This window comes from Virgibacillus ndiopensis (assembly GCF_900187325.1).
Taxonomy (GTDB): Bacteria; Bacillota; Bacilli; order Bacillales; family Amphibacillaceae; genus Virgibacillus_E; species Virgibacillus_E ndiopensis.
Genome location: NZ_FZMZ01000005.1, coordinates 91,524 through 109,622, shown reverse-complemented (window position 1 = coordinate 109,622; position 18,099 = coordinate 91,524). Strand labels below are relative to the sequence as shown.

Sequence of the window (18,099 nt, the reverse complement as noted above, 5' to 3'; positions counted from 1 at the left end):
TTATTTGTTACAATAAACCTATACTTATCTTAAAAACTGAATAGTAATACGTTCTAGGAGGAATGCAATTTTGAATAAAGCCTTTCTCTATATCATTTTAGGGGCTGCATTGTGGGGGACAATTGGCTGGTATGTGAAAAATTTATACACATTTGGTTTTACACCTATGGAGGTTGTGACGTTAAGAGCATGGACTACCGCTATCATTCTATTTTTATATATGCTAGTTCGTTCTCCTAAAAAACTAAAGCTACTGTCCGTCGGTGATATAAAATATTATATAGGAACAGGTATTTTCAGTATTATCTTTTTTAATTACTGCATGTTTACAGCTATTGACTTGTCTACCATACCTGTCGCAACAGCTTTATTATATACAGCACCAGCTTTTGTGACGATACTATCATTCTTTCTATTTAAAGAACCCTTAACAAAAATAAAGTTGATTGCTCTGTTTATTACCCTACTTGGAACCTGTTTTGTTGTAGGATTAATACCTTTAAATTTAGATGTATTACAAATGTCGAGTATCTTATTCGGGATTGGGTCTGGCATTGGATATGCTTTGTATAGTATTTTTAGTAAGCTTGCATTAAAAAAATATTCAAGTTTAAGTATTACAACCTATACGTTCGTTGTAGCAAGTGTCACATTATTGCCATTTTTTCCGTACCAAACGAAATTTCATTTGTTACTAGATCCTACTGTATTGCTATATGCATTTGGCCTTGGATTTCTACCAACGGCATTAGCCTATATCGTATATACATATGGATTGCAGCAAACTGAAGCATCAAAGGCATCTATTTTAACTACCATAGAGCCCGTTGTAGCAACACTTATTGGGATTTTTATATTCCATGAGGCATTTTCCTTTATCCAAATGATAGGAATGGGTTGTATTATAGGAGCTGTTATTCTGATTCAAGCATATTCCATTCAAACAAAAGAAAAACGGGAAAATAAAATTTTTACTTAACTGTGATTTCAATCACTACATCGTTCAGCGTAATCCATTATCATTTAACTAGATTAACGATTAGGAGGTAATGATAATGATATTTACTGCTGAACATACACCCGCTGAGGTTATAAAGGTTTTCCCAAAAGCGAGTGATTTATTTAAGAAACATCGAATTGATTTCTGTTGTGGAGGTGACAAACAACTAAGTGAAACTTTCTCAGAAGGTAAAATAGATGAGACAATTGTATTAACCGAATTAAATACAGCGTACGACAATTGGCAACAGGAAGATCATCATGTAACTAATTGGGATGCTTATAGCCCATCAGAATTAATTGATCATATTATCCACACTCATCATGCTTATCTTAATGAAGAATTACCTGCACTAGGACAATTTGTAACGAAAATATTTCGGGTTCATGGGACAAATCACCCTCATTTAAAAGAATTACACAAATTATATAATGATTTTAAAGTGGAAATGGAAGAACATATGATTAATGAAGAAGGCCAAGTATTTCCATTAATCAAGGAATATGAAAAAAATCCAAATAAAGATCTTCTGCAACATATCCATGTGGCAAATGGTGGCCTTGAAGATGAACATGAAACAGCTGGAAATGTCCTGAAGAGGATGCGTGAGATAACAAATGATTTCGAACCACCATTAGATGCATGCAACTCCTACCGGATTACGTATGCTCGGCTATCTGAAATGGAATCAGATACATTCCAGCACGTACATTTAGAAAATAATGTGTTGTTTAAAAATTTATAGACTGAACAAAGAATCAGGAATGGCAATAAACGCCACTCCTGATTCTTTTTACATAACCTTTAAATCATCCTATGTTATTATATATTTGAATAACGATTTTGTTTTTGAGCAACAAGTTTCGTTTGTTTCTTTTCCAAGCGAGTCTCTATTTGTGTTAATCTTTTCTCATCTTGCATTAATTCTTGTCTATTTTGATTAACAAGTTGTTCAAAACTTTGTGTTTTTGGTCTCATTTGAAACACTCCTTTATAGAGGTAATTAAGTATCCAATACTAGTATACCCTATTTCTTGATTTATAAATCAAAATTATTTGAACATTTTGTGAAGATTTTACAAAGTATTTTTTTGGAGGGTAATATTTTGCAGCAATCAATTAATAAAATGGTACAAAACATTGAAATATCTGGAATCCGGAAATTTTTTAATTTAGTAGCAGATGAAACAAATGTAGTTTCTTTAACGATAGGTCAACCTGATTTTCATACGCCACAGCATATTAAAAACGCAGCATTAAATGCATTGATGCAAAACAAAACAACCTACACACATAATGCCGGTATTATCGATTTACGAAAAGCTATATCGGTCTTTAATGAATCTCATTATTCAATTCGTTATAATCCTGAAAATGAGATAATTGTCACAACAGGAGCTTCACAGGCAATAGACATTTCCTTTCGTACGATATTAAATCCAAATGATGAAGTAATCCTTCCTGGACCAATCTATCCAGGTTATGAACCACTTATAACTATGGCTGGTGCCAAAGCAGTTCATGCTGATACAACTAAAGATAATTTTAAATTAACAAAAGAAAATTTAATACAGCATTTAACAGATAAAACAAAATGTGTTGTTCTCCCCTATCCATCAAACCCAACAGGGGCTTCATTTACAAAGGATGAATTGGTAGAACTTGTATCCGTGTTAAAAAATAGAGATATCTTTATTTTGGCAGATGAAATTTACAGTGAACTGGTTTATGACCATCCACATGTTTCGATTGCAAGTTTTCCGGAAATAAGGGATAAAACAATTGTCATCAATGGATTGTCAAAATCGCATGCAATGACAGGATTTCGTATTGGTTATGTGCTCGCACCTAAATGGCTTACAGCTCACATGTTAAAAGTACATCAATACAATGTATCCTGCGCTTCATCCGTAAGCCAATATGCCGCACTGGAAGCATTAACGAATGGTCAGACAGATTCAGCTGTCATGTGTGAGGAGTACAGGAAACGCCGGGATTACGTTTATGAGAGATTGATAAAAATGGGATTGAATGTAAATAAACCAGAAGGAGCTTTCTACTTTTTTCCTAAATTTCCAATTAAAAATATGACTTCATTTGAGTTAGGAATACAATTGGTTCGTAAAGGAAAAGTTGCATTAGTTCCAGGAGACTCGTTTTCTAAATTAGGTGAAGGCTATATGCGGCTGTCTTATGCGTACGATTTAAATACGCTGAAAAAGGGGTTAGATCATATAGAGGATTTTCTTCAATCCTATAACTTCATGTAACGAAAAATGTGTAGGGATGATGCACCTATTACAGAATTGCACTAGTGTGTATATCCCACCTTTTATTGTTTTTGGGATTGCTTAACATCGTTGTATAAATTTAAAAGTCTATCCAATTCCTGACTGATAGCAATTGATTCTACACTTGTAAAACCTTTATTCAAAGCTATCTCGGTCATTTTATTTCGTAAAAATTCAATTCGGTCTAAAAGCTTATCTGTAGCGCACATTACTATTTTTTTACAACCTCCTTTTCGTACTTGTGTTCGATATAGTTAACTTTAGCATAGTTAAATAAATAATGCCAAGCATTTCGTTCACTTTATTTTACATTATTTATACAGGCAAAAGACTATTATTATGTAACGATAAATGGTATTTTTTATATAGACTCTAACGAAGGAGAAAAGTGATGTATTTTAAACGAAATGAGCCTCTCCGCTATTCTTTTGATGAGCCTATAAATGGGGCTTTAACAAAGCTAAATGAACATGATACAGTTACCATCAGTGTTCTCCTTTTGGATGTAAGTAATCAAGGTGCTAAAATAAAATGCAAAAATAATATTGTATTATCAAAGGAAATGGAAGTTAAATTAGCATTCACATTAAATTCTGTTCCTTTTCATGCTTTAGGTAAGGTTAGCTGGACAAAATCTTATCGTAACCACCTTGAGATTGGCTTACAATTAGACACAAACCAATCCTATCAAAAAAATATGATAGCAACGCTGAAGGAATTAGCAAAAGCGAAACAAATGAATATTGAATAATGTCTAGAGGTATTCGACTATACCATGTCTCCTATACAGGATACTATAGTAAATGAATCGAACTTCAAAGAAAGGATGTCTTCTTTGGTTGAAACTAAAAAGAAAAACGAATGGTTAGAATGGGCAAAAGCTATATTTATTGCAATATTACTTGCTTTTTTCTTAAGAACATTTGTATTTGCAACTTCTATTGTTGAGGGTGACAGCATGTACCCTACACTTGAGGATGGAGAAAGAGTAATTTTCAATAAATTTGTTTATTTAATCGGTGAACCTGATCGTGGAGATATTATCATTATTCAGCGTCCTATTAAAAACTACGTGAAAAGAGTTATAGCATTACCTGGGGAAACTGTTGAAATGAGGAATCATCAATTATATATAAATGGTGAAAAATATACAGAAACATTTATTAGTGATGAGGCAATTAATAATACTGGCAATTTTGGTCCTATTACAGTGAAAAAGGATAAATATTTTGTGATGGGAGATAATCGTGCCATCAGTAGAGATAGCAGGAATGGTCTAGGTTTAATTAATGAAGAAGACATTATTGGCAGATCAGAATTTATTATTTATCCATTTGATGATTGGTCAATGACGAGATAAGTTTAAAAGGCCGGGCTACTATGTCCGGCCTTTTCTCTATTACGTTACTCATTATCAAAAACGCAGTAACCAATAAATAGTACTACGAGTCCTAGACAAATAATCCCAAAAGCAGTTTCCCACATAGTGTGACACCCCCTAAATATGTAGTAGCAAAACAACCCCTAAAGATTGTAATAAATATAGCATTATCTTCAACTATCATACCAATATTCTCGTGCTAAAGAAAGCAAAAATATGTTAAAATCAAGGTATTCGTACCATTAAAAATCTAAAAATTCTTATCCACATTTGAAAGTAGGTTTTAACATGCCTCATTGTCCTTATTGTGGCACAAAAATTAAAGAAGATGAGCTCTATTGTATAAATTGTGGTAATCAGTTGCCAAATGATATTTACGACCGTTTAGAAGTAAAAAAGCCATTCAATAAACTTTGGTATGTTCCTATAATTTTAACGATATTTCTCATATTTTCATCAGGTATTTATTATTTATTTCTACAAAACCAAACAGCTGAAGCAAAAGAACTTTATGAAAAAGGCGAAAAAAGTGCACTTAAAGGCGATTACAAGGAAGCAAAACAATTGTTTCAGGATGCGTTAGATCATAAGGAAAATTTATCTGAAGCTGCCGTTTCCAGTAATTTCATGGAAAGTGTTCTAAAACTTCAATCGAAATTAAAAGATGCTAATGATCAATTAGAAAATCAAGAATTTCAAAAAGCTTTAACACTTATTAATGAGTCTGAAAATCTGCTTAAAAATTTTAACGGAACTGTTGTAACAGAGCTAATTAATACGATTGTTACACAGCGGCAAGCAACTAAAATTGAACAGTTGAAGTATGAGTTGCAAAAAAAACCAAGTATTGATGATCTGAAAATATTGTTGTGGGAAGCAGACGCCATCAAAAATGATGAAGCAAAAGAAATAACAGCTTCTATTCGTAATCAAATAATTGACTACACGTTTTCAAAAGCAAGTGATTTGTTAAACAAAAAACAATTCTCGGACGCAAGTATTTTGGTTGAAGATGGATTAAAATATGCATCTGACTCTGATAAATTACAAAGCTTAAAGACAACAATTGATAAAGAAAAAATCGCTTTCGAAACAGCTCTAGAACAGCGTATTGAACAAGCTATAAATACTGCTGCTGAAGAACAGCAATTAAATGAAAATGATGCAATTGAGCTAGTTTCTGTAAAGGTCGAAAGTGACGAGCAAGGAAATTTAGTCGTTAAGGGACAAGTCAAAAGTGTAGCTACCATTCCCATTAATTCGATACTTATAGAATATTCACTTACAACAAAAGAAGGAAAAGAATTTCTATCAAATGAGGTGTATGTATATCCTGATACGCTGTATCCAGATGAAACGGGAAAATTTGAATTTACACATTTTGATATACATGAAAAAGAGAAAAATGTTGATATAAAGGTAAATAAGATTAAATGGTATACTGAATAAGAGACACTATTTAGCAAGCCAATATTGGGGTGAACTTCCATGAATAAAAGACATTACGGTCCAATCATTGTATCTATCATAATTGTAATCACTGGAGTAACAGGGATATTTCTTATACACCACCAATGGCAATCTGAGGAAACAGCCATAAACAATACGGGTATTAATAAAGTAAAAACAAATGAACAAGTTTTGGATTTAAAAACCATTATTCACAATGCTGAAAAAAACGTCTTGCAAATTGAAGCCCAAGATGAAAAAAGCACCTTAACAGGATCTGGATTTCTCTACAATGATAAGGGCGATATAATTACGAATGCTCATGTTGTTAAGGATGCTGATGCAATTTATGTTCGTACAGCAAATGCTAAAATCTATCCAGCTGCAATTGTTGGTATCGGTGAAGACACTGATATAGCGGTAATTCGAGTCCCCCAACTTGCAGGTCAAACTCCATTTTCACTTGCAACTGGGGATGATAAGACGGAATTAGGTGACGAAGTTATTGCTCTTGGTAGTCCACATGGATTTCAAAACACGGTTACACTGGGTATTATTTCTGGAACAGAACGAAATTTTTCACTGAATAATTTTGTTTATGAAGATATTTATCAAATTTCCGCCCAAATCACCCATGGGAATAGTGGTGGTCCATTAATAAAACGATCAACAGGAGAAGTTATTGGAATAAATTCTGTTGGTACTGAAGATGGAACGATTGGATTCAGCATACCTATAACCACCGTTCATTCACAAATTGAAGAATGGTCTACTTCAGCTAAAACGGATCAGTTAGATTATGCAAGTACATCTGATATTCTCAATAATTTTGATCCTGAGCAATTTAAACAGGATGCACAATATTTAATCGAATACTATTTTGATAGCATTCTAACGCGTGATTATGTCGGTGCGTACACACTACTTGGAAGTAATATGCAGGCAGAAACAACATATCCAGATTTCCGAGAAAAATATGTTCATATTATAAATTTAGTGTATGATGAGTTTTCTAGTAGTATTTCAGAAGATGGCAATACGAAAACATCGGTAAACGTAACTACAGAAACAAAATTACAAAATCAACAAGAAACTACAAAGAAAAAGTATAGCTATACATTCACCATAGGTTATGAAAATGATCAATTAAAAATATTGAATATAGATATCAAAGAAAGCAAAAAGTGAGATCATACACGTGTATGACCTCACTTTATTTCACCATAACAATAAAAAGTATTCTTTCCGTGTCTTTTTGCTTGATACAATGCTTTGTCAGCCTTTTGCATAATTCGATCTATATCATTATCATCATCAGGATATATACTAATCCCTATACTTACTGTGGTATTGAATACTACTGAATCAATTTGTATCGGTTCTTTCATAATTTGAATAATATTACCAGCCATATATTTCACTTGATCTACATTCTTTACATTCTTCATCAACAAAGAAAATTCATCGCCGCCAATTCTTGCTACAAAATCTTCTTTTCGCATGGCCCCTTTTAATCGTTCACCAATCTTAACTAAAAACTTATCCCCTACTTCATGCCCACAAGTATCATTAATTTCTTTAAATCCATCACCGTCAATATAAAAAACTGCCATTCGTTCTGCTTGCTTTTGATCAACTTGCTCCTTCTCGTTAACGATTACATCGATAAATTCGCGTCTGTTAGGAAGTCCTGTGAGATAATCGGTAAAAGCAAATTGCTTTAACTGATTTGAAGCTTCTATCCGTTTGGTAATATCTCTTGATGTTGTTACAATTCGAACTATCGAACTTTCTTCATTTCTAACTGGTTTAATATTTGTTTCTACCCAAAGATCTTCACCAGATTTTTTTCTTAATCGAAAAGATAGTTTTGTCGACTCGTCCATTTCCACAGCTTTATAAAGATCATCCATAAATAACTTTTTATCTTCCAAATGCATATAATCTATAACAACGTTCCCTACTAACTCTTCTGGACTATATTCTAGAATTGTTGTATGTGATGGTGAAGCATATTGAATGATACCATTTTTATCAATAATGCTTACCAAGTCTTGGGTATTTTCAGCAATGAGTCGATATCGATCTTTTGTGAATGTTAATTCTTGTTTTGTTTTAATCTCATCTGTAATATTATCAACTATAGCAGCAAAGGCGACAAACTCCCCTTTTTCATCCGGGATTGGGGTAAAACTAATGGTTGTATATAATGTTTGTTTGTCTTTGGTTAAGAGATCTAATTCAATGCCTAATATTCTTTCTCCTTGCTGTAATAGATTAAAATAAGTTAAAAATTTCTCTCTTATATGTGGCTGAAAATCCTTTAAGTTCATTTTCAGTAAATCGGCTTTTTGGTATCCAAACAACTTTAAAAAAGCTTCATTTATCATGATAAATTTACCGCTAAAATCAATTAGTGCAACACCATTATCAGTGGTATCCATGTATATAGAAAATAAGCGATTTAAATACTTTATATTATCCGACTTCTCCGACAACTGATTCACATTAACTGTCACACCTAAAACATAAGAAATCTTTTGATTATCATTATAAATAGGGATTAACTGTGTACGTGCTTCATAATGCCCGTTTGGTAATATAACATTATCTGTATAGGATACCTTCTGTTGGCTCGTTATTACTTTTAAATAACGTTCTTGAATATATTCGCCATTTCCTGAAAAGTTGCTTTCCAGAATACTTCTACCTATATCTCTTCTTGTAATTCTAGCTAACTCCATTGCAGGTTTATTTACGTATTCATATATAAATCGATAGGTTTGATCCTTTTCAACTCGCATAATAAATATACAGTCCGTTACAATGGAAGCAAATTCTCTAATCCAAGATATTTGCTCCTCCCTCAGCCAACTCTTCTCGTTTAACATACTAAATCCCCTATTCGATGCTATAAGTTTTGCACAGGTTCGTTTGTGTTACTTACAAAATATTTTAATATTTTCTAATGAAAACGTCCATTCCATTTTGTGTGTTTATACATATAGTATAACTGTAAACATTCAGGAGGTGAAATGGTATGCCATACGGTTATGGTGGATACGGTGGTTGTGGATATCAAGGATATGGTTATAACAATAATTTCGCGCTAATAGTGGTGCTTTTCATTCTTCTAATCATTGTAGGGACCGCATTTTATTGCTAATTCACTTTTTGCTTGTGCTAACTCCTTTAGCACAAGCATTTTTTTAAAGCTTACGATAATTTTTTAATACTAAATATAGCAATGTGCAATGTTCAAAACAGCCGGTATCCAGCATTGTAATTGTATTAATTTTTTTTAACCGATAAATCAGTGTATTACGATGAATATATAATTCTTTTGCCGTCTTACTTACATTCATATTGTTATCACAATACATTATAAAATTATACTTTAGCTCATCAAACCCATTATCTTTTATAAGTGGCATTAACCGCTGCAATAATTTTTCTTGCATGTTTGAATCAATTTGAAAGGGAAGCATTTCAAGCAGTATTTTCCAATTATAATAGGTATAAATAGCTGGTCGAATTGCTGCCTTTTGTCCAAAGTTTATTAGAGATTCCGCTTCATGGTAAGATTGATTTAAACGATCAATGGCCGAGTACATATTTCCCGCTGCTATAGTAACCTGATTAATATGATAAACTTCAAGCATTTGCATTAAATTCTTGCTTTTATTCGTAAACTCCTTCATTGTGATAAGATATTCTTCCTCATTTTGCACTGTTTTTAATAATACAATTTTTTCTGTGTTTAAAAATGCACATATATTAGCATGATCATCGCCATACGTTCTTGTTACACAGTCAAGCAACGTTTTCTTATAATTATCGAACGAAAATGCTTGTTGTTTATCCTGAACATTTTGTAATAATGAATCCCCTATATCAATTAATATGCAATATCTATAACAGGAAAAATCGATTTGAAGCATACGACAATATTGCTCAACCCGCTCCCTATTAACCGTTTCGTTTAATAAAATATATTGAACAAATGTTTCTACTGTTTTTACCTCTAAATCTTCTATATGCGTTCTTATTGTTTCATGCCACATCATCTCTACGTATTTTTTAATGAGGTCTGCGTAGGGATCAACTTCTTTCGGATCACCGATAATCCCCAACACCCCTACTGTATTATAATCCAATGTTAATGGTACTGCTATACCAGGCAAAACATTTTCCATTTTGGATATTTTTTCGTCATCATATAAAATAGCTCTATTTGATTTAATCACTTCTATTGAAGGTTTATGTAAACTCCCTATTCGGGAACTGTTTGTATCTCCAATAATATACCCTTTATCATCACTTAAACTTATCGGAAATGGCGAAATTTCTGAAACCGCTTTCACAACTCTTTGTGCAAATTGTACGAAGTTATCCATACTACGCCCCTCCCATCTTTTATATCCATATTTATTTTAACATAATTTAGATAATTTAAATAAGTATAAAATTAACCAATATTTTTGTTTAATTTGCACATAGATTTTTATCTCTCAAATAAGTTATAAATATATATAATCTTAGGAATTGTCTAATTATAACATATCTGAGGTGGTACGGTTGCAAAAAAAAACGGATATTATCATCATTGGCGGCGGTGTTATCGGTTCAAGCGTTGCCTTTAATCTATTGAACGATGGATATAACGGGGAAATTACCGTATTTGAAAAAGATACCATATACGAATTCTCCTCTACCCCAAGAAGTGCTGGTGGAATCAGACAATTATTTACGACTGCAATTAATATTCAAATCAGCCGTTACAGTCTTAAAAAATATAAATCTTTCCCTGAAGACATGGCGATTAATGGAGAGAGAACGGAAATTTATTTTAAACAACGGGGCTATCTGTTTTTGGCAAAGAATGAAACGATGAACCAGCTGAAAAAACAAATGGAATTACAACGGAAATATGGTGTACCTTCTGACTTATTAACGAAACAAGAACTACTCACCGTTATTCCCGAGTTAACGATTAATGATTTGGAAGGTGGACTTTATTGCAAGGAGGATGGGTATTTGGATCCTTATTCCGTCATGCAGGGTTATGCAAAAAAGGCAAAACAACTTGGGGCAACCTATATATATGAGGAAGTGGATACAATATTGCAAGACGACAAACAAGGACTAACCGGTGTTCGCTTGGCAAATGGGGATGTCTATCATGCACCAATCGTCATTAATAGTGCCGGTCCATGGGCTCCAGCATTAAGTGACAAAATCTATCTTCCATTACCCATCGTTCCATTAAAAAGACAAATCATTCAGTTTGATATTGCTGAACCGTTAACAAATGAGTTACCGCTAACTGTTGATCCGACAGGCGTTTACTTTCGTCATGAAGGAAAACAGCTACTTTCTGGTTTTTCTGAAAAGGTAAAACCGGGAATTGATTTTGCCTGGAAACGATCTTTCTTTATGGAACAACTGTGGCCCATATTAGCTCATCGTATCAACAACTTCGAACGAGCTAAGATAAACGGTGGTTGGGCAGGAATGTATAGCTATAATACAAAGGATCAAAATGCAATAATTGGTGAGCATCCTAAACTAAAAGGATACTATATTGCTTGTGGATTTAGCGGACATGGGATGCAACAAGCTCCAGCAGTAGGTAAAGGGTTGTCTGAACTGATTCGAACAGGACGCTATGAAACACTTGACTTATCTCCATTGTGCTTTGAACGTTTTTCGGAAAATCGATTACTTATTGAAGGAGCAATCGTTTAAACGACGAACTATAAAATAAGGCCATTTTCGAATTGTTGCTATTTATAGAAACTGCGACGCAGATTGAAATGACGGTTTGTCTGCCGTTCCGGAAATTCACTACGCTTTCCACGGGCTCGCGATGAGGCTCATCAGCCGCCTCCGTTAAGCGAAGTATATATGGACTGCGGGGGAAAAGAGTGTTATAGAATGCGAATTTTACAGAGCACTTTTTTCGCATTTTATGTCGACTTAGATAAAATTCACCATTTGAAAAAACAACAATCTAGAAACACCTTAAAAAAGAAAGGATGAAGCCAATGTTATTCTTAAGTGAATCTGATATAAAAAAGGCTGTATCAATGAAGGATGTTATCGATGCTATTGATGAAGCTTATCATGTATATGAATCTAACCAATTTCAAATGCCGACTCGCATGCAAGTTTGTCATCTTAAATGATCATGAAAATGGTGAAATGAAATCGTTGCTTGATGGATCCTTTTTAACAGGGTTCAGAACGGGAGCTATTGGTGGTTCAGCTGTACGCCATTTAGCAAAAACTGATGATACTAAACTTGCTATTATTGGAACCGGTGTACAAGGGTTATACCAAGCAATCGCAGCTTGCACAGAGCGCTCGATTACAGATATATACTTATATAATCGCTCGTTTAATAAACTGCCATCATTTATCGAATCACTTAAACCTTGGCTAACAAAAGATATCGATATTCATTCAATGAAATCAGTCGACAAGGCTATCGAACATGCAGATATTATCATAACTTCTACGACTTCCAAAGTACCTGTACTCCCCAACAATCCTAAACTGTTAAAAAATAAATTAATTATCGGTATTGGATCATTTCAACCTACGATGCGGGAATTCCCTAAAATCTTGTATCAATTAACCGATCACCTATTTATTGATACGCATGATGCAATAAAAGAATCAGGCGACATTACCACCCCATTAGAAAATAACTGGATAACAAAAGATTCCATTCAAGCAATGTCTACTTATATAACATCAAATACAAAGCTAACTTTACAACAAGACAAAACCATCATCTTCAAATCTACTGGAATGGCACTGTTTGATGTAGTAGTTTCAAACTTAATCTATCAACGTGCTTTAGAAAAAGGAGTTGGTACTCAGTTGAACTAAATTTCCAGTGTTAGAGAAGCAAAATAATTCTTAATGGAGGGTGTTATGACTATAATCATTGTTGAGTTTATCTTGTATTGTATTGTCATTTTAGGAATTGGGTATAATTTTTGTCGTCGTAGTAAGACGCAATCAGATTTTTTACTAGGAGGGAAAAAACTTCCTGGCTGGGCCCTTGCCTTTTCTGAACGTGCAACAGGAGAATCCGCATGGTTATTATTAGGTTATACAGGGTTCGTGTTTATGACGGGATTATCCGGTGTTTGGGTTGCTGTAGGAATAGCGATTGGTATAATTTTTTCATGGCTATTTTTAGCCAAAAAATTTATGAAAGAAACAGAGAAATATAATGTCCTAACATTGCCTGATTATTTAGCAGTACGATTTGGACAAAAAGCAAAGTTGATACGATGGTTAACAGGTGTACTAATTGCAGGATTCCTAATGTTTTATGTTGGGGCGCAAATGGCAGGTGCAGGAAAGATGCTATTCACAACATTTGGTCTCACTCCAGCTACTGGTGTTATATTAGCTACAATTGTAATTATCGTAATTGCAATCGGTGGTGGATTTATTTCTGTCGTTTGGACTGACATGCTTCAAAGTATCATGATGGTAATAACTTTAGTCGCATTACCAATAGCAGCACTAATTTATATCAACACAAACGATTTATCAATTAGCCAATCACTTGTTGAAGCTGGTAATTCCTACAATACCTGGTTTGGTGGATTAACCGGATTTGCCGTTGGGGTACTGTTCTTTAACAATTTCTCATGGTTTTTTGGATTTTTAGGTGGACAACCACAGCTAAGTGCTCGCTTTATGGCATTAAAGAATGAAAAAGAAGCAAATCAAGGCAGTACTGTTGCAATCATATGGACATTCTTAGCATACGGTGGCGCATTTATGATTGGACTAGCGGCAATTGCCATGTATGACCAAGGTTCATTTAATGATGTTGAGACTATTTTGCCCACTATGATTCTTGATCTCTTCCCTACCTGGTTTGCTGGCATTTTACTTGCAGGAGTACTTGCAGCAATTATAACAACTGCTGATTCCCAATTATTAGTTGTTACCAGTTCTGTCAGTGAAGACATCATTCACAAGGCACTAGGTATTGATTTAACTGAAAAACAATTAATATGGATATCCCGCTTATCCGTTGTTATATTTGGACTAATTGGCATGACAATCGCTCTTGTGTCAGAGTCACTCCTTTATCTTGTTGTCAGCTGGGCTTGGGCAGGTGTTGGATGTACCCTCTCCCCAGCAATATTGATGACATTTTTCTGGAAACGATATTCTAGTGCAGGAGTTATAGCAACGGTTAGCGCAGGAATAATCTCAACAATATTGTGGATCAGCACACCATTAGAAGGCATTATCACATCTAAATTCACAACATTCTTTATCGCATTACTATTTGGTATTGTCTTTAGTCTTGTAATGCCGGACAAAAAAGAACAAGTAAACACCTTTCCAACTGAAGAAGCATTATAAACCTATAAGAAACACCACCTACTTCCTATTTTAGCAGGTGGTGTTTCTATTATACCGGTCTGAGGAATCGTGTTAAATCTTTTGGTGGTAGTGGTTTGCTAAAATAAAACCCTTGCATTTCATCACATTTTTCTTTCTCCAGAAATGTAAGCTGTTCTATGGTTTCTACTCCCTCAGCAATTACTTTCATATTTAAGGAATGTGACATATGAATTATAGATTTAACGATTGCTTGGTTCTGCTTTTGATTGTCATCCATAAACATTTTATCAATTTTAAGTTTTGTTACTGGAAAAATACTTAAATACTTAAACGATGAGTACCCTGTACCAAAATCATCAATCGATACCAATACTCCTAGTTTTCTTAATCGTACCATTGTTTCAAGTATATATTCTTCATTCGACATAGCCATACTTTCGGTTATTTCTAATTCCAATAAAGAAGGATTTAATCCTGTTTTCTTTAAAATTTCTTCTACCTTCTCTACAAGCCCTTTTTGATGAAATTGTTTTGCAGACAAATTTACACTTACAATTACAGGCTGGTATCCTTTATCCTGCCAGGCTTTATTTTGCCGACACGCTTCTCTTAATACCCAATCCCCGATATCAATAATCAAGCCTGTCTTTTCAGCAAGCGGGATAAACTTATCTGGAGGAATATATCCCTTAACAGGATGATTCCATCGCAATAATGCTTCAAGACCTACAATTTTTCCTGATCCAAGATTTTTTTGTGGTTGATAATGAAGCTCGAACTGCCCTTCCTTTAATGCTTTTCGTAACTCTGTTTCCATCGTAAGCATCGATTTAAAATTCTCGGAAATAGAAGACTCGAAAAGCTTATAATTATTCCGGTGTCTTTCTTTTATTACATACATTGCAGAATCAGCGTGTTTGATTAAATCATTTGGAATTCTGCCATTCTCTGGAAAAATACTTATCCCAATACTTACGGATGTAAATATTTCATAGTCATCAATTTTTATCGGTTTTTCGAATTCAGCAATTATACTTTCCGCAAGCTTCACAGCAGCATCTTTATCCTTAGTATGTCGTTGCAAAATTAGAAATTCATCTCCACCCATTCTGGCAATGAATGTATCCGTTTCCAAGAACGCCTTTAAACGATCCCCACAAGCCTTTAATAGTTGGTCTCCAAACGCATATCCTAACGTATCGTTTATTTCTTTAAAGTAATCTAAGTCAATGAAATAAACAGCCAGAAGTTCATCTTGATTCTCAGCTTGTTCTATAGCTTCTTGCAATACTTTATTAAAGAAATTTCTATTAGGAAGATCGGTGAGCTCGTCATAATAAGCCATAAATTCTATTCGCTTTTCATTTTCGATTCGGTCAGAAATATCTTTTACGATGGCAACACGTATTATTTCACCTTGATTGTTATAAGGGTGCCCCAAGATTTCAATATAAAAATGTGTGCCATCTTTTTTTAAACCTGTTAACTCATAAGGTTTTTCAGGATTGTTATGGATTACTTGTTTTAACTTATACATGCTTTTTTCATCGATAAGCTTGGCAATTTGCATATTAATAATCTCTTCCCTGTCATAACCAAACATCTTGGCAAAGGTAGGATCACAATCAATAATCTTTTCATCATTGTACATTAGCATTCCTTCAGCACTTGCGTTTATTAGCTGGTTGATATATTTCTTGACTTCTTCTGTTTTGTCCTGTAAAGAAAGCTGACTCATAATTAAACAATAAACCGATTTACTTATCTTAATCGACTTGACTTCGATTAGTTTACCATCGTCATTTTTCTGTTCCATTAGCAGGTGGGACTCATTTTTTTCTTTTAATAATGCAAAATCTAAATAATCGAGAATAAAAGCCTTATCTTTATCCTCCATGTTTAACAACGTAAAAGCAGCATTATTTCCATTAAGTATTGCACCATTCTCGTGTACTAAAAGAACAGCTTCTTTCAAGTTAGCCAAAACCTGCTGATGGATAGGTATTTCCATTTTATAATTAGACATTGACTTCCTCCCCAAAACCTAAAAGCTCGATTATCCGATGATGATTCTTTCTTTTGGATAATGGTATTTCCCGCTCTTTTTATTATTTTTAAACATAAAGAGAAATGTGATGATCCCTACTCTACCTATGAACATTAATATCATAAGAAGGATTTTACTTAATGTTGTTAATTCACCTGTTATTCCAACTGACAAACCAACTGTTCCGAATGCTGAAGTAACTTCAAATAAAATTTGTGATAGTGAAAATGGTTCCATTATTGAAATAAGAAGAATGGAGAAAAACACAAAGATAAACGCCATTAATGTTACTGTAACAGCTTTCAACAAATCCTCATCATGTACTTCTCTTCTAAACAATCGAATGCTGTTTCCACCTCTGGCATATGTAATAATAAATATAACAACTAGTGCAAATGTTGTAGTACGGATGCCTCCCCCCGCACTACTTGGTGAGGCGCCAATAAACATTAGAAATGACATAAATAGATGATTCTGTTCTGTCAAGAGACTAACGTCCATCGTTGCTAAACCACCACTTCTAGTAGTTACGGATTGAAACAATGAATAGAACAATATCTCATGCCATGACTTATCACTAAAAAAGTTTCCAATATCAAACAAAGCGATAAAAATTGCTCCCACAAAAATCAAAGAGAAAAATGTAAAAGTTGTAACTTTTGTAAATAATGTAAAACGCATATTTTTTCGATTATCAGTCCTTGCAAACATGTATTCCTTTAGTTCCACAAGTACTGGATATCCTATTGCCCCAAAAATAATTAATAACATATTAATAAATTGAACAAAGTAATCGTCTTTAAAGGGTATTAACGATTGACCAGTAATATCAAATCCACCATTCGTTGTGGCACTGATTGTCCCAAAAAAACCGTGTAAATAGGCTTCAGAAGCTGTTGGGAAATATTGCAGAAAATATGTACCTAATACAATAAAGCCGATGAACTCTATTGTAAACAGTACGAACACTATTTGTTTAATTAAACGTACCATACCTTCGAAAGTTGTCTGGTTCTGGTCTGTCATAATCAACCGTCGTTCTTTTAGGCCAATCTTTTTACCAAGCAGTAGCCAAATAAACGTACCAATTGCCATTACGCCTATTGCACCTAATTGAAGGATTAAAGCAAGCAAAATAATGCCTATTGCATTAAAACTATCTACAATACTGATAGTACTTAAACCCGTTACACTCATAGCGCTAACCGCAGTGAATAAAACATCAATAATCGGAATGTTTACTCCATTCCGATGTCCTACTGGTAACGCCAGAATGATAGTCGAGACAATTACTGCAAGAAAATAAAAGACTAATATAAGCTGCACTGGTGACAGTTTATTTAACCAGCGAAACAATGGATGTTGAAAAAACATAATGCTACTCCTTACTATCTCAATTATTATTTCGGTTGTTATGATTAAAATGTTAACCTCATTATAGCAGGCAAAATAAAGAAATGCTTGGATTTTCGAGATTTTTATATTTTCACGATAATTTCATATAACTATTCAAAATTATTGGGTCTAATCTCGTATAAAATAAAAA

The 18,099-nt window shown here is 33.8% G+C and carries 17 protein-coding genes; 11 read left to right on the top strand and 6 right to left on the bottom strand.

Features of this window, described 5'->3' with window-relative positions; translation table 11 throughout:
- The first annotated feature begins 70 nt into the window (after positions 1–70).
- The gene (locus tag CS937_RS07805; RefSeq protein ID WP_099157913.1) at positions 71–979 is read left to right on the top strand and encodes a DMT family transporter; all 909 of its coding nucleotides are present in this window, start codon (positions 71–73) and stop codon (positions 977–979) included.
- Between the two features lie 70 nt (positions 980–1,049).
- On the top strand, positions 1,050–1,745 hold the full coding sequence (ric, locus tag CS937_RS07800; RefSeq protein WP_099157912.1) for an iron-sulfur cluster repair di-iron protein: 696 nt from the start codon (positions 1,050–1,052) through the stop codon (positions 1,743–1,745).
- Between the two features lie 77 nt (positions 1,746–1,822).
- On the opposite strand, the gene CS937_RS07795 is transcribed toward ric, so the two are convergent.
- Entirely contained in the window at positions 1,823–1,978 is a 156-nt protein-coding gene (locus tag CS937_RS07795) for an FbpB family small basic protein (RefSeq protein WP_099157911.1), read from the bottom strand.
- A 128-nt stretch (positions 1,979–2,106) separates the two neighbouring features.
- Here CS937_RS07795 and CS937_RS07790 point away from each other — a divergent pair, with 128 nt between their 5' ends.
- Entirely contained in the window at positions 2,107–3,270 is a 1,164-nt protein-coding gene (locus tag CS937_RS07790) for an aminotransferase A (RefSeq protein ID WP_099157910.1), read from the top strand.
- Between the two features lie 62 nt (positions 3,271–3,332).
- On the opposite strand, the gene CS937_RS07785 is transcribed toward CS937_RS07790, so the two are convergent.
- Positions 3,333–3,500 (bottom strand): Spo0E family sporulation regulatory protein-aspartic acid phosphatase, encoded by a 168-nt coding sequence (locus CS937_RS07785; RefSeq protein WP_099157909.1) that lies wholly within the window; start codon positions 3,498–3,500, stop codon positions 3,333–3,335.
- Positions 3,501–3,682: 182 nt separating this feature from the next.
- Between CS937_RS07785 and CS937_RS07780 the strand changes: the two genes are divergently transcribed.
- The 4 genes from CS937_RS07780 (at position 3,683) to CS937_RS07765 (ending at position 7,309) form a co-directional block, all read left to right on the top strand.
- Positions 3,683–4,042 carry a PilZ domain-containing protein gene (locus CS937_RS07780; RefSeq protein ID WP_099157908.1) on the top strand — a complete coding sequence of 120 codons (360 nt, stop codon included), beginning with the start codon at positions 3,683–3,685 and terminating at the stop codon, positions 4,040–4,042.
- Positions 4,043–4,126: 84 nt separating this feature from the next.
- The gene (gene lepB / locus CS937_RS07775; protein WP_099157907.1) at positions 4,127–4,651 is read left to right on the top strand and encodes a signal peptidase I; all 525 of its coding nucleotides are present in this window, start codon (positions 4,127–4,129) and stop codon (positions 4,649–4,651) included.
- A gap of 309 nt (positions 4,652–4,960) precedes the next feature.
- Positions 4,961–6,121 carry a zinc-ribbon domain-containing protein gene (locus CS937_RS07770; protein ID WP_099157906.1) on the top strand — a complete coding sequence of 387 codons (1,161 nt, stop codon included), beginning with the start codon at positions 4,961–4,963 and terminating at the stop codon, positions 6,119–6,121.
- Between the two features lie 39 nt (positions 6,122–6,160).
- Positions 6,161–7,309 carry a S1C family serine protease gene (locus tag CS937_RS07765; RefSeq protein WP_099157905.1) on the top strand — a complete coding sequence of 383 codons (1,149 nt, stop codon included), beginning with the start codon at positions 6,161–6,163 and terminating at the stop codon, positions 7,307–7,309.
- Between the two features lie 20 nt (positions 7,310–7,329).
- On the opposite strand, the gene CS937_RS07760 is transcribed toward CS937_RS07765, so the two are convergent.
- On the bottom strand, positions 7,330–9,012 hold the full coding sequence (locus CS937_RS07760; RefSeq protein ID WP_099157904.1) for a sensor domain-containing protein: 1,683 nt from the start codon (positions 9,010–9,012) through the stop codon (positions 7,330–7,332).
- 149 nt (positions 9,013–9,161) lie between these two features.
- Between CS937_RS07760 and CS937_RS07755 the strand changes: the two genes are divergently transcribed.
- Positions 9,162–9,287: a YjcZ family sporulation protein gene (locus CS937_RS07755; protein ID WP_099157903.1), complete on the top strand. Its 126-nt coding sequence runs from the start codon at positions 9,162–9,164 to the stop codon at positions 9,285–9,287.
- 43 nt (positions 9,288–9,330) lie between these two features.
- On the opposite strand, the gene CS937_RS07750 is transcribed toward CS937_RS07755, so the two are convergent.
- Positions 9,331–10,518, bottom strand: a complete 1,188-nt coding sequence (locus tag CS937_RS07750; RefSeq protein WP_099157902.1) for a CdaR family transcriptional regulator — start codon at positions 10,516–10,518, stop codon at positions 9,331–9,333.
- Between the two features lie 181 nt (positions 10,519–10,699).
- Between CS937_RS07750 and CS937_RS07745 the strand changes: the two genes are divergently transcribed.
- From CS937_RS07745 to CS937_RS07735, 3 genes are all read left to right on the top strand, one after another.
- Complete coding sequence (locus tag CS937_RS07745) at positions 10,700–11,869, top strand: NAD(P)/FAD-dependent oxidoreductase (RefSeq protein ID WP_099157901.1); 1,170 nt, start codon at positions 10,700–10,702, stop codon at positions 11,867–11,869.
- 357 nt (positions 11,870–12,226) lie between these two features.
- Positions 12,227–13,018 carry an ornithine cyclodeaminase family protein gene (locus CS937_RS07740; RefSeq protein WP_176555790.1) on the top strand — a complete coding sequence of 264 codons (792 nt, stop codon included), beginning with the start codon at positions 12,227–12,229 and terminating at the stop codon, positions 13,016–13,018.
- A 45-nt stretch (positions 13,019–13,063) separates the two neighbouring features.
- Positions 13,064–14,524, top strand: coding sequence for a sodium/proline symporter (locus CS937_RS07735; RefSeq protein WP_425445462.1), 1,461 nt, complete (start codon positions 13,064–13,066; stop codon positions 14,522–14,524).
- A 49-nt stretch (positions 14,525–14,573) separates the two neighbouring features.
- Here CS937_RS07735 and CS937_RS07730 read toward each other — a convergent pair whose 3' ends face one another.
- Both CS937_RS07730 and CS937_RS07725 read right to left on the bottom strand, forming a co-directional pair.
- Positions 14,574–16,532: a sensor domain-containing protein gene (locus CS937_RS07730; RefSeq protein ID WP_099157898.1), complete on the bottom strand. Its 1,959-nt coding sequence runs from the start codon at positions 16,530–16,532 to the stop codon at positions 14,574–14,576.
- A gap of 30 nt (positions 16,533–16,562) precedes the next feature.
- The gene (locus tag CS937_RS07725; RefSeq protein WP_099157897.1) at positions 16,563–17,927 is read right to left on the bottom strand and encodes a TrkH family potassium uptake protein; all 1,365 of its coding nucleotides are present in this window, start codon (positions 17,925–17,927) and stop codon (positions 16,563–16,565) included.
- Positions 17,928–18,099: the final 172 nt, after the last annotated feature.

Coding starts and splice junctions, on each gene's coding strand:
- CS937_RS07740 (WP_176555790.1), top strand. CDS start 12,227: ATGCTATTGATGAAGCTTATCATGTATATGAATCTAACCAATTTCAAA.
- ric (WP_099157912.1), top strand. CDS start 1,050: ATGATAATGATATTTACTGCTGAACATACACCCGCTGAGGTTATAAAG.
- CS937_RS07795 (WP_099157911.1), bottom strand. CDS start 1,978: ATGAGACCAAAAACACAAAGTTTTGAACAACTTGTTAATCAAAATAGA.
- CS937_RS07765 (WP_099157905.1), top strand. CDS start 6,161: ATGAATAAAAGACATTACGGTCCAATCATTGTATCTATCATAATTGTA.
- CS937_RS07755 (WP_099157903.1), top strand. CDS start 9,162: ATGCCATACGGTTATGGTGGATACGGTGGTTGTGGATATCAAGGATAT.
- CS937_RS07730 (WP_099157898.1), bottom strand. CDS start 16,532: ATGTCTAATTATAAAATGGAAATACCTATCCATCAGCAGGTTTTGGCT.
- CS937_RS07785 (WP_099157909.1), bottom strand. CDS start 3,500: ATGTGCGCTACAGATAAGCTTTTAGACCGAATTGAATTTTTACGAAAT.
- CS937_RS07750 (WP_099157902.1), bottom strand. CDS start 10,518: ATGGATAACTTCGTACAATTTGCACAAAGAGTTGTGAAAGCGGTTTCA.
- CS937_RS07760 (WP_099157904.1), bottom strand. CDS start 9,012: ATGTTAAACGAGAAGAGTTGGCTGAGGGAGGAGCAAATATCTTGGATT.
- CS937_RS07770 (WP_099157906.1), top strand. CDS start 4,961: ATGCCTCATTGTCCTTATTGTGGCACAAAAATTAAAGAAGATGAGCTC.
- CS937_RS07780 (WP_099157908.1), top strand. CDS start 3,683: ATGTATTTTAAACGAAATGAGCCTCTCCGCTATTCTTTTGATGAGCCT.
- CS937_RS07725 (WP_099157897.1), bottom strand. CDS start 17,927: ATGTTTTTTCAACATCCATTGTTTCGCTGGTTAAATAAACTGTCACCA.
- CS937_RS07735 (WP_425445462.1), top strand. CDS start 13,064: ATGACTATAATCATTGTTGAGTTTATCTTGTATTGTATTGTCATTTTA.